Below are 15361 nucleotides of genomic sequence, written 5' to 3'. Positions count from 1 at the left end.
TCAGCCGGTCCGATCAATCGCATCGGTGCCCCCCTTTGGGCTGAAAACGGGAATGGGGTGCAAGGCCCCGGCTGTCCCTGCAACTGTAAGCGGTGAGCGAGCGATGCCGGTCCATCAGGACGGCCCCTGGAGACATGCTCCGGGAAGGCTGCATCGCATTCGCCTCGACCCGCGAGCCAGGAGACCTGCCGAAGCGAGTCGCTCTTGCCACGACCCAGGGGATGGTCATGGCTAGGATATATTGTATCATGCGAGCGACGCCATAGGGCGACCTGAATCGGAACCCGGCCCGGCGTGCGCCCGCCGAAGCTGGGGAACCGCCGCGACAGCGGAAAGGTCTTCCCGAGTCGCAACGGCGCCCTAAAAGCGTGATTCGTCCATGTCCGAAGTTTCCGCCCGACCATCGTTGAAACGCCGCGTCACCCTGCTGATGAGCGCGCTGGTCGTCATCAATATTGCCGTCTGGGGCTGGGCGCTGAGCGTCTTTGCGGGCAACAGCCTGATGCTGGGCACCGCCTTGCTCGCCTACAGCCTGGGTCTGCGTCATGCGGTCGATGCCGATCACATTGCCGCCATCGACAATGTCACCCGCAAGCTGATGCAGGACGGCCAGCGGCCGATCGCGGTCGGCCTGTGGTTTGCCATCGGCCATTCCGCCATCGTCCTGATCGCGGCGACCACGGTCGCGCTCGCCGCCAGCACCCTGTCCGACTTCGAGGCGTTCGGGCAGAGCGGCGGGACGATCGCAACCATCGTCTCGGCCAGCTTCCTGTTCGCCATCGCGATCATGAACCTCATCATCCTGCGCGACGTCTGGACCCGTTTCCGCCGTGTCGCGCGCGGCGAGCCGATGGCCGAGGCGGATGCCGATATGCTCTTTTCGGGGCAGGGGCCCTTGTCGCGGCTGTTCCGACCGTTGTTCCGGCTGATCCGGCGCAGCTGGCATATGGCGCCGCTGGGGTTCCTGTTCGGGCTGGGCTTCGACACCGCGACCGAGGTGGCGATCCTTGGCCTGTCGGGCTCGCATGCGGCGGACGGCGTGTCGCTCGCGACGATCCTGGTGTTTCCGGTGCTGTTCGCGGTCGGCATGGCGTTGATCGACACCGCCGACGGGCTGGTGATGCTGGGTGCCTATGAGTGGGCGTTCGTTCATCCGCTTCGCAAGCTTTACTACAATATGACGATCACATTGGTCTCCGCGCTGGTCGCGCTGGTGATCGGCGGCATCCAGGCGACCGCGCTGCTCGCCGAGCGGTTCGGCTGGACGGCGGGGCCGTTCCGCTATGCGGCGGCGCTGTCCGAGCATTTCAATGTGCTGGGCTTTGCCATCGTCGGGCTGTTCGTCCTCTGCTGGGGGGCAAGCTTCCTCCTCTATCGCTGGCGCGGATTCGCGGCGATGGAGGCGCGAATTGCCAAGCCCGGCGCGGCGGGATAAATGCCGCTGATCGGAGGGTGACAAGCCTTCCGAAGATCGCGCCGGTGCCCGCAAGGGCTTTAACGGGAATGGGGTGCAAATCCCCGGCTGTCCCTGCAACTGTAAGCGGTGAGCGAGCGATGCTGGTGCTCCTATGAGGGCACGGCCACTGGAGTGATCCGGGAAGGCGCATCCCTTCGCTTTGACCCGCGAGCCAGGAGACCTGCCGGCGTCATGGTCGCTCTTGCCTGGGCCCAGGGGGTGGTCGGGGCACGGTTCTCCGTCGGGGAGCGACGAAGCCATGCGGCCGGGGCCGCATCGGTCGCCGGTATAGCGGGGTGGACGCATGTCGCGCGCCCGTTCGTCACCGCTCCGGCGATAGGCCCCGTCCGCGCTCGCTCGTCCGGCGCGTCGGAGAATTACCATGCGTGACCTCAGCAAGGTCCCCGTCACCATCGTCACCGGCTTTCTGGGCGCAGGGAAAACCACGCTCATCAGCCATCTGATCCGCCATGCGGGCGGCCGTCGCCTGGCGGTGGTGGTCAACGAATTCGGCACTTTGGGCGTCGACGGTGACATCCTTCAATCCTGCGCCATCCCTGACTGCCCGGCCGAGAATATCGTCGAGCTGGCCAATGGCTGTATCTGCTGCACAGTCGCCGACGATTTCATCCCCACGGTCGAAAAGCTGCTGGCGATGGAGCCGCGCCCCGATCACATCCTGATCGAGACCTCGGGCCTGGCGCTGCCCAAGCCGCTGCTGAAGGCCTTCGACTGGCCCGCCATCCGCTCGCGGATTACCGTCGATGGCGTGGTGGCGCTGGCCGATGCGGAGGCGGTGGCTGCGGGCCGCTTCGCCCCCGATCTCGATGCGGTCGAGGCGCAGCGCGCCGCCGACCCCAGCCTCGACCATGAAACGCCACTGTCGGAAGTGTTCGAGGACCAGCTGGCCTGCGCCGACATCGTCCTGCTGACCAAGGCGGACCTCGCCGGGCCGGAGGGTGTCGCCAAGGCGCGGGAAATCATCGCCGCCGAGGCGCCGCGCCCGCTGCCGATGGTCGAGGCGGTCGACGGTATCGTCTCCGTCGAGATCGTGCTGGGGTTGGAGGCCGCCGCCGAGGACGACATCGCCGCGCGTCCCTCGCACCATGACGGCGCGGACGATCATGAGCATGACGATTTCGACAGCATCTCGGTGATGCTGGGCGAGGTGGAGAGCCCCGAGGCGATCGCCGCACGCATCGTCACGCTGGCCGAACAGCAGGATATCCTGCGCGTGAAGGGTTATGCGGCGGTCGCAGGAAAGCCGATGCGCTTGCTGGTCCAGGCGGTCGGCCGCAGGGTGCGCACCAGCTATGACCGGCCCTGGGGTGCGGGCGAGCCGCGCGGCACGCAGCTTGTCGTCATCGCCGAGCATGACCGCATCGACCGGCCTGCGATCGAGGCCGTGCTGAAGGGCTGAACACGTGCATCTCGTATTTCGCGAGAGCCATGGGCTGGAGGAACAGGCGGTTCCACAGGATCTGGGGCAGCGTCCCGGTGACGTGGTCGTGCTGTCCTTCTCCGACAGTGACCTCAGCGCCTTTGCGGCGGGCTGGCGGGCCGGGGGATTCCCCTGGTCGCTGCGGCTCGCCAATCTGGCGGCGCTGGTCCATCCGCTGTCGGTCGACACCTATGTCGAGCAGACTTTGGTGCACGCGAAGGCGATCCTGATCCGGTTGATCGGTGGGGCGGCCTATTGGGATTACGGCCTACGTGAGGTCGAACGGCTGGCGCGCGAGCGGGGGCTTGCGCTGGTGGTGCTGGCAGCGGACGGGCGCGAGGATCGGCGGTTGATGGCGACGTCTACGGTCGATGAAGCGGTGGTGCGGCGGTTGACGGCGCTGTGCGATGCGGGCGGGGCGCAGGCGGCGGCGATGGCGTTAGCAGAGCTTGCAGCAGCGGCATCGCTTGGGGCTCTTGCCCTTCCCCAACCCCTCCCCCTGCCGGGAGAGGGGCTTTTGCGCGGAACGGTCGCCCCGAGCACGCCCCTCCCGCAGGCGGGAGGGGATGGGGGAGGGCCGTCTCCACGAGCGACGTCGCCCGTGGCCTTGCCCCTCCCCAACCCCTCCCCCTGCCGGGAGAGGGGCTTTCAAGTGGCGCCCGTTGGAGGCTGGTCACCGGAAGGCCTGTCCTGCCCGGCCGCAACCCTGCTGACCGCAACCCGCCCCCGCGTCCTGATCACCTTCTACCGCGCCTATCTCACCGCCGCTGATCTCGAACCCATCGCAGCCCTCCACACGGCCCTGAGCGAACGCGGTTTCGACCCCGTCGCCCTGTTCGTCCCCTCGCTGAAGGCCGAGGGCGCAGGCCCCTGGATCGCGCGCTGGGTGAAAGCCCTCACCCCCGCCGCGATCATCAACGCCACCGCTTTCTCTGCACGCGGCGAGGACGACACCACCCCGCTCGACGGCGCGGGCGTACCGGTGTTTCAGGTCGCGCTCGCCACCAGCGACCGGGCGGGTTGGGAGGGCGCGGCGCGGGGCCTGTCGCCCGCCGACCTCGCCATGCATGTCGTCCTGCCCGAGATCGACGGACGCCTGTTTGCAGGCGTGGTCAGCTTCAAGCAGCCCGGGGAGCGCGACCCCGACTTCGACATCGCGCTGCGTCTCCACCGTGCCGAGCCCGAGCGGATCGCGGCGGTGGCGGATAAGGTGGCGGGCTGGGCGAGGCTGGCGACGACCCCGGCGGTGGAGCGGCGGATGGCGATCCTGCTGTCGACCTATCCGGGCAAGGACTGGCAGGCCGCGCACGCGGTCGGGCTGGACGGCTTTGCCTCGACGGCGGCGATCCTCGCCGATCTGGGCGAAGCGGGTTATGACGTGGCGTGCCCGGCCGACCTGCCCGAAGCGTTGCTGGAGAGTCGCATCGCTTGGCCGGTGGCTGCGTACCGTGAGGCGCTGGCCGCGCTGCCCGAAGCCTTGCGCGCCGATCTTCTGGACAGCTGGGGCGCGGTCGAGGACGATCCACTGGTGGAGGGTGACACCTTTCACTTCCCCGCCCTGGCGTTGGGGAAAGCGATCGTCGCGCTGCAACCCGAGCGCGGGCGGCGAGATGTGCGGGCGGAGGAGTATCACGACCTCTCGCGCTGCCCGCGTCACGGTTACGTCGCCTTCTATCTCTGGCTCCGCGCGCAAGGGATCGATGCGCTGATCCATGTCGGCGCACATGGCACGCTGGAGTGGCTGCCCGGCAAGGCGGTCGCGCTGTCGGACGCCTGCTGGCCCGAGGCGCTGACGCGCGACTGGCCGGTGCTCTATCCCTTCATCGTCAACGATCCGGGTGAGGCGGCGCAGGCCAAGCGGCGGCTGGGCGCGGTGACGATCGGGCATGTCCCTCCCGCGCTGGTGCAGGCGGGGACGGGCGCGGGGTTGGGGCGGCTGGAGGCGCTGCTCGACGAATATGCCAATGCCGATGGCCTCGACCCCGCCCGCCGCGACCGGTTGCGCGCGAGCATTGCTGAGGAGGCGGACAGCGTCGGCCTGGGCGAGACGCTGGGGCTGGCGGGGGCGGAGGACCCGCTCGCTCGGATCGACGCTTTTGTCTGCGATGTGAAGGACAGTCAGTTCGGCGAGGGGCTTCACGTCTTTGGTCGCGGTGAACAGGGCGCGGCGGAGCGGGCCGGGCTGCTCGCCGGGCTGGACGGAAAGCGCGTTCCGGCGGGGCCTTCGGGTTCGCCCTATCGTGGGCGCGCCGATGTGCTGCCGACCGGGCGCAACCTTTACGCCATCGACCCGCGCGCGGTGCCGAGCCGGGCCGCGCATCTTCAGGGCGTGAAGCTCGCCGAGGAACTGCTCCGCCGCCATATGCAGGGGGAGGGCGATTACCTGCGCACCCTGATCGTCGATCTCTGGGGCTCGGCGACGATGCGCACGGCGGGCGAGGAATTCGCCATGGCGCTGCACCTGATCGGGGTCGAGCCGGTGTGGGACCACCGCTCCGAACGGGTGACGGGGTTCGAGGTGATGCCGCTGATGCGCTTCGACCGGCCGCGCGTCGATGTGACGTTGCGCGTGTCGGGGCTGTTCCGCGATGCCTTCCCGCATCTGGTCGCGCTGTTCGGGCAGGCGGTGCGGGCGCTCGGCCAGCGGGACGAAGAGACGGAGTCGAATCCTTTCGTCGGGCAGGCGACCCCGCGCGTCTATGGCCCCGCGCCGGGACGCTATGGCATCGGGCTGGACCCGAATGCGGGTTACGACGAAGCGGCGCGGATCGAAGCGGGACAGAGCTGGCTCGCCGCCTCGGCCACCGCGCTGGACGATGGCGACCGGCGCGATGCGGCAGGGATCGCGGCGCGGGTGGCAGGGGCGCAGGCCTTCGTGCACCTGCACGATCTGCCCGAAAGCGATCTGCTGCTCGCCGCCGATTATGCCGCGCATCAGGCGGGTTTCGCAGCGGCGCGCGCGGCGTTGGGGGAGGGCGCGGCGGCGCTCTATCATCTCGACACGCGCGACCCGGCGATGCCGAAGGCGCGGACGCTGGCCGAGGAGATCGCGCGCACCGTCCATGCCCGTGCCGCCAACCCGCGATGGGTGGAGGGAATGATGCGCCACGGCTTCCGAGGCGCGGCGGAGATTGCCGCGACGCTCGACCATTTGGGCAGCTTCGCGCATCTGGCGGACGCAGTGCCCGCCGCGCTGATCGACCTGTATTGGGACGCGACTTTGGCACAGGAAGCGGTGCGCGACTTCATGGCGCAGGCGAACCCGGCGGCGTTGAAGGCGATGGAGGCGCGCTTTGCGGCGCTTCATGCGGCGGGGCTGTGGCCGACGCGGCGCAATTCGGTGCTCGCAATGCTGGACGGCGCGGCATGAGCGGCTTTGTGGTCAAGGGCTGGTGCCCCGATGCGTGGCGGCCGATGATGGCGGGCGACGGGTTGCTGGTGCGCGTTCGCCCGCCGCTGGGACGGTTGACGGCGGAACAGGCCGTAGGGTTGTGCGCGGGCGCGATCCGCCACGGCAATGGCCAGATCGACCTGACGGTGCGTGCGAACCTGCAAATCCGGGGTGTGACCGAGACCGGCTGGCCCATGCTGTTGGCGGAGTTGCAGGCGTTGGGGCTGGTCGATCCCGATCCGGTGTCGGAGGGGCGGGGGGCGATGCTTATCAACCCGGATTGGCGTGAGGGCGACGATAGTCATGCCATCGCCAGCGAATTGCGGGCGCGACTGGTCGAATTGCCCGAGCTGCCGGGCAAGGTGGGCTTCGTGGTCGATGTGGGGCCTGCGACGGTGCTGATGCCAGCGTCCGGCGATTTTCGAGTCGAGCGGGCTGCCGATGGCGGCTTGTTGCTACGCGCTGACGCGCGCGCGCGGGGCGTGACCATCACGCCCGCGACCGCTGTCGATGCCTTGATCCGGCTGGCGCACTGGTTCGTCGAAAGCGGCGGCCGCACGGCGGGGCGTATGGCGCGTCATGAGGCGGCCTTGCCCGATTGGGCCCAGGGTGACGCCAAGCCCGCTCCGTTCGGCGTGCCGATGCAGCCCGGCGTGCATCCGATCGGCACGGTCTATGGTCTACCCTTCGGCCGTATCGCGGCCGCGTCGCTGGCCGCCCTTGTCCGCACACATGGTTGCGCCGTCCGCCTGACCCCTTGGCGGTTGCTGGTCGCGGAAGGCATCGCACCGGCCCCCGCCGCCGACATGCTCCTCGCCGACAGCCCGATCCTTCACGTCGATGCCTGTGTCGGCGCGCCCGCCTGTCCACAGGCGAGCGTCGCAACCCGCGAGCTCGCCGCCCGCCTCGCGCCGCTGATCGACGGTCATTTGCACGTCTCGGGTTGCGCGAAGGGCTGCGCACGGGCACGGGCGGCGGACTGGGTGCTGACCGGGCGGGAAGGGGCTTTCGATCTGGCCCGCAACGCCCGCGCCGGGGCCGCGCCCCTTCACACCGGATTGACGCCCGAGCGGGTGGTCGCGCTTCTCGGAGCCTGTTGATGCCGTACACTTACGAAACCAATGGCGCGGCGATCTATCGCCAGTCTTTCGCCATCATCCGCGCCGAGGCGGAGCTGGCCCGCTTCGATGCGGAGGAAGAGCCGGTCGCGGTGCGCATGATCCATGCCGCCGGGCTGGTCGAGCTGGCGCCGTCGATCCATTTCTCGGCCGGTTTCGCGGTGGCGGGGCGGCAGGCGCTGGCGAGCGGCGCGGCGATTCTGTGCGACGCGCATATGGTCAGCGAGGGGGTCACGCGCGCCCGGCTGCCCGCCGACAATCCGGTGATCTGCACCCTGCGCGATCCCGCCGTGCCCGTGCTGGCGAAAGAGATGGGCACGACCCGTTCCGCCGCCGCGCTGGAGCTGTGGCGGCCGCATCTGGACGGTGCCCTAGTCGCGATCGGCAATGCGCCGACCGCGCTCTTCCATCTGCTGACCATGCTGGAAGACCCCGACTGCCCACGCCCGGCGGCGATCATCGGCTGTCCGGTCGGTTTCGTCGGCGCGATGGAGTCGAAGGACGCGCTCTGGGAGACGCAGCCCGTGCCCTGCGCTATCGTCAAGGGCCGCCCCGGCGGCAGCGCGATCACGGTCGCCGCGATCAACGCGCTGGCGAGCCGCGCCGAATGACGGGGACCGTTCACGGGGTTGGGCTGGGGCCCGGCGCAGCGGACTTGATGAGCGTCCGTGCCGACCGGCTCGTGCGCGGGGCGAGGCATGTCGCCTATTTCCGTAAAAGCGGACGGCGGGGCCATGCGCGGACCATCGTCGACGGAATGCTGCGGGCCGACGTGGTCGAATATCCGATGGACTATCCGGTCACGACCGAGATCCTGTTCACCGACCCGCGCTATAACGAGTGTCTGGCGGCCTTCTATGCGGAGTGCACCGCGCATATCCTGTCGCTGGCGCAGGGCGGCGAGGACGTGGTGGTGCTGTGCGAGGGCGATCCGTTCTTCTACGGCTCGTTCATGCACCTGCACAGCCGGTTGAAGGACCATGCGCCGGTTGCGGTTGTGCCCGGCATCACCGGCATGTCGGGCGCCTGGACCGCCAGCGGCGCGCCGATCACCTGGGGCGACGATGTGTTGACCGTCGCGATGGCGACCCTGCCCGAGCCGGAGCTGACCCGCCGCATCGCCGAGACCGATGCGCTGGTCGTGATGAAGATCGGCCGCCATTTGCCCAAGCTGCGCCGCGCGATCGCGGCGGCGGGACGGACGGAGCAGGCCTGGCTGGTCGAACATGCCGCCCAGGCCGGGGAGCGCGTCCGCCGACTGGCAGAGGTAGAGGATGCTCCCGCCCCCTATTTCTCCATCGCGCTGATCCACGGACAGGGGCGGCGGCCATGAGCGGCTGGCTGATCGTCGTCGGGCTCGGGCCGGGCGCGGAGGCGATGGTGACGCCCGAGGTATCGGCGGTCCTGGCCGAGGCGACCGATGTCGTCGGCTATATCCCCTATGTCGCGCGCGTGCCCGAGCGGCCCGGTCTGACCCGTCATGCCAGCGACAACCGGGTCGAACGTGACCGGGCGCTCCACGCGCTGGAGATGGCGGAAGCTGGGCGGCGCGTCGTCGTCGTATCCTCGGGCGATCCGGGGGTGTTCGCGATGGCGGCGGCGATCTTCGAGCGGGTGGAGGAAGACCCCGCCCGCTGGCACGATCTCGACATCCGTGTCCTGCCCGGCATCACCGCGATGCTGGCGGCGAGCGCGCGGGCGGGGGCGCCGCTGGGCCATGATTTCTGTGCGATCAACCTCTCCGACAACCTCAAGCCGCAGGCGCTGATCGAGCGGCGGCTGGCGCTGGCGGCAGAGGCGGATTTCGCCATCGCGCTCTACAATCCCCGGTCCAAGGCGCGGCCCGATGCGCTGGATGCGGCCTTTGCGCTGCTCCGTGAGACATGCGGCGACGAGCGTCCGGTGCTGTTCGCCCGCGCGGTTTCCACGCCGGAGGAGCATTTGCGTATCGTGCCGCTTCCGCAAGCACGCGGCGAGATGGCCGACATGCGCACCGTCGTCATCATCGGCTCCAGCCGTACGCGGATGATCCCGCACGCTGGCCAGCCGATCCTCTACACCCCCCGGACGACGCCGTGATCCAGCCAGTCCAGCACGGCTGCGACGCTGCCGACCTGCGGGCGGGGCGGGATGAAGGGCCGGTCGATCATCACGACCGGCAGCCCGATTTCGCGCGCCGCGTCGAGCTTCGCCCGTGCGCCGGAGCCTCCGGCATTCTTGGCGACCACCATTTGAATCCGGTGCTCGCGCAGCAGCGCCAGTTCGCCCGCCAGTGTGAAGGGGCCACGGTCCACGACCAGATGGTGGCGGGGCAGCGCAGGCGGCGCGGCGGCATCGACGAAGCGCAACAGGTAGAAATGTTGCGGCGCGCTGGCGAAGTCGCCGATGGTCTGGCGACCGAGCGCCAGGAAGATGCGCGCCGGATCGGAGCCGAGCGCGACCACCGCCTGTTCGGTATCTGCCACGCGAGTCCAGCGGTCGCCGGGCGTCTCCACCCATTCGAGTCGGGTCAGCGCGAGAAGGGGTACGCCCGCCAACTCCGCCGCCGCAATCGCATTGGCACTGATCCGCGCGGCGAAGGGATGGGTGGCGTCGACCAGATGGGTCACGCCTTCGCGGCGCATATGGTCGGCCAGTCCCTCGACACCGCCGAACCCGCCGACCCGCGTCGGGATCGCCTGCGCGCGCGGAGCTTCGGTGCGGCCCGCATAGCTCAGCACCGCGCGTTCGCCGCGCGCCGCCAGCGCGGTGGCCAAGGCGCTCGCCTCGGTCGTGCCGCCGAGCAGAAGGATATGGCGCATGGCTGACTCCCAGGCGTGGCTGACGATCGTAGGCATCGGCGAGGATGGCTGGGACGGCCTGACCGCCCCCGCGCGCGCCGCGATCCTGGCGGCCGATAGCGTGATGGGCGCCCCCCGTCACCTGTCGCTGCTGGCCGAGCAGGGCCGGGCCGAGCGGATCGTCTGGCCCGTTCCGTTTGCCGATGGCGTTCCCATGCTGCTCGAACGGCGGGGCGAGCGGGTGGTGATGCTCGCCTCGGGCGATCCCTTCTGGTTCGGGGCGGGGTCGGTGGTGACCCGCCATCTGGAGCCGGGCGAGTGGGTCGCCTATCCGGCCCCGTCTACTCTGTCGCTGGCGGCGGCGCGGCTGGGCTGGCCGGTCGAGACCATCCAGAGCGTCGGCCTTCACGCGCGGCCCGTCGAGACGCTGCGCCCGCATCTGGCCCCGGGGCGGCGGGTGTTGGCGCTGATGCGCGACGGCGCGTCGGTGACCGGCTTGGCCGCATGGCTGGCGGAACAGGGGTTCGGCGACAGCGCGTTGACCGTACTGGAAGCGCTGGGCGGCCCGCGCGAGCGGGTGCGGGCGTGCACGGCGGACGCGCTCGACTGGACCGACATCGTCCACCCGGTCGCGGTGGTGATCGAACCTGTCGGGCCGGGCCGTATCCTGCCGCGTGCGAGTGGCTTGGACGACGACTGGTTCGCGCATGACGGACAGATCACCAAGCGTCCCGTCCGCGCGCTCGCCCTGTCCGCGCTCGCCCCGCGACCGGGCGAGTTGCTGTGGGACATCGGCACCGGATCGGGATCGGTGGCGATCGAATGGCTGCTGAGCGACCCGACCACCCGCGCTATCGGCTTCGAGCGCGATCCCGCGCGCTTGGCCCGCGCCGCCGACAATGCCGCGCGGCTGGGCCTGACCCGGCTGGACCTAATCGAGGGTGATGCGGTTTCGGAGCTGGCCGAGCGTCCGCATCCCGATGCGGTGTTCGTCGGCGGCGGCCTGTCGCGCCCGTTGGTCGAGGCGCTGCAGACGCTGCCGCGCTGTCGCCTCGTCGCCCATGCCGTCACGCTGGAAACCGAGGCGCTGCTGGCCGAGTGTCACGCCCGTTTCGGTGGCGAATTACTGCGCATCGAACTGGCCCGCGCGCGTCCGCTCGGCACCAAGCGCGGGTGGAAGGCGAGCTATCCCATCGTGCAATGGCGGGTCGCATGGTGATCGCGGGGTTCGGATGCCGGGCGGAGGCGACCTCCGAGTCCTTCCGCAGCGCGCTGGCCGCCACCGGCATGCGTCCCGATGCGCTGGCCGTGCCCGCTGACCGGGCCGGGGTGATCACGCCCTTTGCCGAGGCCGAGGGGCTGGCCGTTCTCCGCATTGCCGCCGATCTGCTGAAAGGCGTCGACACCCCGACCCATTCCAGCATCAGCATGGCGGCACGCGGCGTCGGCAGCGTCGCCGAAGCCGCAGCCCTTGCCGCCGCCGGGCCGGGGGCGCGGATCACCGTAGCCCGTGTGATTTCCTCCGACCGCATGGCGACCTGCGCCGTTGCTCAAGGACCTGAAGAATGACCGTCCATTTCATCGGCGCCGGACCTGGCGCCCCCGACCTGCTGACCCTGCGAGGCCGCGATCTGATCGCCGCCTGCCCGGTCTGCCTCTATGCCGGTTCGCTGGTGCCGGAGGCGGTGCTGGCGCATTGCCCGCCGGGTGCGAAGATCGTGAACACCGCGCCGATGACGCTCGACGAGATCATGGCCGAGATCGCGGACGCCCATGCCAAGGGGCAGGACGTCGCCCGCCTCCATTCGGGCGACCTGTCGGTCTGGTCGGCGATGGGCGAGCAGGTGCGGCGCTTGCGCGAACTGGGCATCCCCGTCTCGGTGACGCCGGGCGTGCCGTCTTTCGCGGCGGCGGCGGCGGCGCTGGAGAGTGAGCTGACCTTGCCCGGCATCGCGCAATCGGTGATCCTGACCCGCACCCCCGGCCGCGCGAGCGCCATGCCGGAGGGCGAGTCGCTGACCGCCTTCGCCGCGACCGGCGCGACGCTGGCCATCCATCTGTCGATCCACAATCTGGCAAAGGTGGTGGCCGACCTGACCCCGCATTACGGCGCGGACTGCCCGGTCGCGATCGTCTGGCGCGCCAGCTGGCCCGAGCAGCGGATCGTCCGCGCGACGCTGGCCACCATTGAACAGGCGGCCGCCGATGGGCCGGAGCGGACCGCGCTGATCCTGGTCGGCCGCGTGCTGGCCCCAAGCGATTTCGCCGAGAGTCGTTTGTACGCGGAGGGCTATGACCGCCGCTATCGTCCCGGGAACAGCCTCGTATGACACCAGGTCTGATGATCGCCGCGCCCGCTTCTGGCACCGGCAAGACGACGGTGATGCTGGGCCTGCTGCGCGCGTTCCGCGATGCGGGCGTGGCGGTGCAGCCGTTCAAGAGCGGCCCCGACTATATCGACCCCGCCTTTCACCGTGCGGCCTGCGGGCGGGCGTCGTTCAACCTCGACGGCTGGGCGATGCCGGCGACGCTGCTCGATACGTTGGGTCAACGCGGTGCCGATGCCGAGCTGGTGCTGGCGGAAGGCTCGATGGGCCTGTTCGACGGCGTCGCCAGGCCGGGCGCAACCGGCATGGGCAGCAGTGCCGAGACGGCCAGGCGCATGGGCTGGCCGGTGATCCTCGTCATCGATGTGTCCGGACAGGCCCAGTCGGCGGCGGCGACCGCGCTGGGCTTTGCGCGCTATGATCCCGAGTTGCGGGTGGCGGGCGTCATTCTCAACCGGGTGGCGAGCCCGCGTCACGAGCGGCTGGCCAAGCTGGGTTTCGAGGAGATCGGCCTGCCGGTCTTCGGCGCGCTGCCCCGGCGCGGCGATCTGGTCCTGCCCGAACGGCATCTGGGGCTGGTGCAGGCGGTCGAGCATCCCGAACTCGATCGGCTGATCGGCGACTATGCGGCGTTCCTAGCGGCGCATGTCGATCTGGCGGCGGTCCGCGCGGCGGCCTATGCCAAGCCCGTCACGCCCGCGTCCGGCACCCTGCCGCCACCGCCCGCGCAGCGCATCGCGCTGGCGCAGGACGCGGCCTTTTCCTTTGTTTACCCGCATATGCTGGAGGGCTGGCGTGCGGGCGGGGCGGAGATTTTGCCCTTCTCGCCCCTCGCCGACGAAGCACCCGATGCGTCGGCCGATCTGGTCTGGCTTCCGGGCGGCTATCCCGAACTCCACGCCGGGCGACTGGCGGCGGCGGAGACATTCCGCGCGGGGCTCGCCGCTCATGCCGCGACCAAGCCGATCCATGGCGAGTGCGGTGGCTATATGGCGCTGGGCGAGGCGCTGATCGATGCGGAGGGGGTGAGCCACCGGATGGCGGGGCTGCTCGGCCTCGTCACCAGCTATGCCAAGCGCAAGATGCATCTCGGCTATCGCCGCGCGACCTTGCTGGGCGAGGTGGCCGGGATGCCCGAGGGGGCGGTGCTGGGCGGGCATGAGTTTCATTACTCGACTGTCTTGGAACAGCCCGATGCGCCGCTCGCCCATGTCGTCGATGCGCAAGGCGAGGCGGTGCCGGAGACCGGATCGCGGCGGGGGACCGTGACCGGCACCTTCTTCCATCTGGTGGCGCGCTGGTGGTGAGGGGTTTCGTCTCCCTTGTCGGCGCGGGGCCGGGCGATCCCGAACTGCTGACGCTGAAGGCGGTGCGCTGTCTTGGCGCGGCCGATGTCGTGTTGTTCGACGATCTCGCCGCCGGGCCGATGCTGAGCCATTGCCGCGCCGATGCCGAACTGATCGCGGTCGGCAAGCGTGCGGGCCGTGCCTCGCCCAAGCAGGGCGAGATCGACCGGCTGCTGGTCGATCATGCGCTAAGCGGCAGCCAAGTCGTTCGGCTGAAGTCGGGCGATCCCGGCATCTTCGGGCGGCTGGAGGAAGAGATTTCCGCGTTGAAGGCGGCGGGCATCGCTTTCGAGATCGTCCCCGGTGTCAGCGCGGCGAGCGCGGCGGCGGCGGCGGCGGGCATTCCGCTAACCCGGCGCAACGCGGCGCGACGGGTGCAGTTTGTGACCGGTCATGACGTCACCGGCGCGCTGCCCGCCGATCGCAACATGGCGGCGCTGGCGGATGCGGGCGCGACGACCGTGGTGTTCATGCCCAAGCGGACATTCCCTGCGCTGGCCGAGGCGCTGGTCGCGGCGGGCCTGTCGTCGGAGACCCCTGCGCTGATGGCCGAGCATGTCGGCTGCCCCGACCAGCGGCTGACCCGCGCGACCGTGGGTGCGCTGGCCGCGCAACTGGCGGAGGGGGTGTCGGACAAGGCCGCACTGATCCTTTACGGTCCGCTGATGGAGGATCTGTGATCCATCTCGACCTGATCGGCATCGGCACGGGCAATCCCGATCACCTGACCCGCGCGGCGGAGACGGCGATGCGTGCTGCCGACCTGATCCTGCTGCCGCGCAAGGAAGACAAGGCCGAGCTGATCGACCTGCGCCGCGACATCTGTGCGCAGGTGCTGGCGGGCACAAGCGTGCGGGTGGTCGAGTTCGACCTGCCGGTTCGCGCCGCCGAGGGGGCGTATCTCGATACGGTCGAGCGCTGGCACGACGCGATCGCCGGATGCTGGGCGGCGGAGATCGCGGCGCACTTGCCGCAGGGCGGGCGGGTGGCGCTGCTCGTCTGGGGCGATCCGTCGCTTTACGACAGCACCATCCGGATCGCGCGGCGGCTGATCGCGGTCGAGCGGGTCACGGTGGTGCCGGGGATCACCAGCCTGCAACTGCTCTGCGCCGCGCACGCCATTCCGTTCAACGCGGTCGGCGCGCCAGTGATGGTGACGACCGGGCGGCGCCTGCGCGAGGGCGGCTGGCCCGAGGGGGCGGACAGCGTGGCGGTGATGCTCGACGGCGGATGCGCGTTCACCACGCTGGATCAGCCGGATGCGGTGATCTGGTGGGGCGCGTATCTGGGCATGGCGCAAGCGGCGGTCGAGGCCGGGCGGCTGGCGGATGTCGCCGAGCGGATCGTCGCACGCCGGGCGGAGTTGCGGCGGGTCCATGGGTGGGTGATGGACGTGTATCTGCTGCGGCGGGGTGGGGATTTGGTGGGATGATGCGGACACCATCTCGCCTGTGGCTGGGCCCCCACCCCAAACCCCTCCCCCCTGCCGGGAGGAGGGGCTT

Annotated in this window: 14 protein-coding genes and 2 riboswitches; of the genes, 13 read left to right on the top strand and 1 reads right to left on the bottom strand. The window is 70.0% G+C overall.

What is annotated here, in order from left to right:
* The first annotated feature begins 6 nt into the window (after positions 1 to 6).
* A riboswitch (cobalamin riboswitch) is annotated at positions 7 to 207 on the top strand.
* A gap of 172 nt (positions 208 to 379) precedes the next feature.
* The 7 genes from SSA01S_RS07920 to cobJ all read left to right on the top strand — a co-directional run bounded on the left by SSA01S_RS07920 (position 380) and on the right by cobJ (position 9485).
* Positions 380 to 1435, top strand: coding sequence for a HoxN/HupN/NixA family nickel/cobalt transporter (locus tag SSA01S_RS07920; RefSeq protein WP_061779960.1), 1056 nt, complete (start codon positions 380 to 382; stop codon positions 1433 to 1435).
* A 25-nt stretch (positions 1436 to 1460) separates the two neighbouring features.
* Positions 1461 to 1659: riboswitch (cobalamin riboswitch) on the top strand.
* A gap of 179 nt (positions 1660 to 1838) precedes the next feature.
* Positions 1839 to 2876 (top strand): cobalamin biosynthesis protein CobW, encoded by a 1038-nt coding sequence (cobW, locus tag SSA01S_RS07915; RefSeq protein WP_061779959.1) that lies wholly within the window; start codon positions 1839 to 1841, stop codon positions 2874 to 2876.
* 4 nt (positions 2877 to 2880) lie between these two features.
* Positions 2881 to 6267: a cobaltochelatase subunit CobN gene (gene cobN / locus SSA01S_RS07910; RefSeq protein WP_061779958.1), complete on the top strand. Its 3387-nt coding sequence runs from the start codon at positions 2881 to 2883 to the stop codon at positions 6265 to 6267.
* Entirely contained in the window at positions 6264 to 7388 is a 1125-nt protein-coding gene (locus SSA01S_RS07905; protein ID WP_061779981.1) for a ferredoxin-like domain-containing protein, read from the top strand. Before cobN ends, SSA01S_RS07905 begins: the two co-directional genes overlap by 4 nt.
* On the top strand, positions 7388 to 8017 hold the full coding sequence (locus SSA01S_RS07900; RefSeq protein ID WP_061779957.1) for a precorrin-8X methylmutase: 630 nt from the start codon (positions 7388 to 7390) through the stop codon (positions 8015 to 8017). Before SSA01S_RS07905 ends, SSA01S_RS07900 begins: the two co-directional genes overlap by 1 nt.
* Entirely contained in the window at positions 8014 to 8739 is a 726-nt protein-coding gene (cobI, locus tag SSA01S_RS07895; RefSeq protein ID WP_061779956.1) for a precorrin-2 C(20)-methyltransferase, read from the top strand. The genes SSA01S_RS07900 and cobI overlap by 4 nt, the downstream gene beginning before the upstream one ends.
* A complete protein-coding gene (cobJ, locus tag SSA01S_RS07890) occupies positions 8736 to 9485 on the top strand; it encodes a precorrin-3B C(17)-methyltransferase (protein WP_061779955.1) in 750 nt (249 codons plus the stop codon). Before cobI ends, cobJ begins: the two co-directional genes overlap by 4 nt.
* Here the strand turns inward: cobJ and SSA01S_RS07885 are convergent.
* The gene (locus SSA01S_RS07885; RefSeq protein ID WP_061779954.1) at positions 9461 to 10207 is read right to left on the bottom strand and encodes a cobalt-precorrin-6A reductase; all 747 of its coding nucleotides are present in this window, start codon (positions 10205 to 10207) and stop codon (positions 9461 to 9463) included. The two genes, cobJ and SSA01S_RS07885, sit on opposite strands and share 25 nt — an antisense overlap.
* Here SSA01S_RS07885 and SSA01S_RS07880 point away from each other — a divergent pair.
* The 6 genes from SSA01S_RS07880 to cobF are packed head-to-tail and all read left to right on the top strand — an operon-like array spanning position 10206 to position 15291.
* Positions 10206 to 11405 (top strand): bifunctional cobalt-precorrin-7 (C(5))-methyltransferase/cobalt-precorrin-6B (C(15))-methyltransferase, encoded by a 1200-nt coding sequence (locus tag SSA01S_RS07880; RefSeq protein WP_061779953.1) that lies wholly within the window; start codon positions 10206 to 10208, stop codon positions 11403 to 11405. The genes SSA01S_RS07885 and SSA01S_RS07880 overlap by 2 nt on opposite strands.
* Positions 11387 to 11755 (top strand): cobalamin biosynthesis protein, encoded by a 369-nt coding sequence (locus SSA01S_RS07875; RefSeq protein ID WP_334316361.1) that lies wholly within the window; start codon positions 11387 to 11389, stop codon positions 11753 to 11755. The genes SSA01S_RS07880 and SSA01S_RS07875 overlap by 19 nt, the downstream gene beginning before the upstream one ends.
* A complete protein-coding gene (gene cobM / locus SSA01S_RS07870; RefSeq protein WP_061779952.1) occupies positions 11752 to 12516 on the top strand; it encodes a precorrin-4 C(11)-methyltransferase in 765 nt (254 codons plus the stop codon). The genes SSA01S_RS07875 and cobM overlap by 4 nt, the downstream gene beginning before the upstream one ends.
* On the top strand, positions 12513 to 13820 hold the full coding sequence (locus SSA01S_RS07865; RefSeq protein ID WP_061779951.1) for a cobyrinic acid a,c-diamide synthase CobB: 1308 nt from the start codon (positions 12513 to 12515) through the stop codon (positions 13818 to 13820). Before cobM ends, SSA01S_RS07865 begins: the two co-directional genes overlap by 4 nt.
* Entirely contained in the window at positions 13817 to 14539 is a 723-nt protein-coding gene (gene cobA / locus SSA01S_RS07860) for a uroporphyrinogen-III C-methyltransferase (RefSeq protein ID WP_061779950.1), read from the top strand. The genes SSA01S_RS07865 and cobA overlap by 4 nt, the downstream gene beginning before the upstream one ends.
* On the top strand, positions 14536 to 15291 hold the full coding sequence (cobF, locus tag SSA01S_RS07855; RefSeq protein WP_061779949.1) for a precorrin-6A synthase (deacetylating): 756 nt from the start codon (positions 14536 to 14538) through the stop codon (positions 15289 to 15291). The genes cobA and cobF overlap by 4 nt, the downstream gene beginning before the upstream one ends.
* The last annotated feature ends 70 nt before the right edge of the window (positions 15292 to 15361 follow it).

Source organism: Sphingomonas sanguinis NBRC 13937 (assembly GCF_001591005.1).
Classification (GTDB): Bacteria; Pseudomonadota; Alphaproteobacteria; order Sphingomonadales; family Sphingomonadaceae; genus Sphingomonas; species Sphingomonas sanguinis.
Note: the sequence above shows the minus strand (reverse complement) of the source record. Positions and strands in the feature narration are given on the sequence as shown.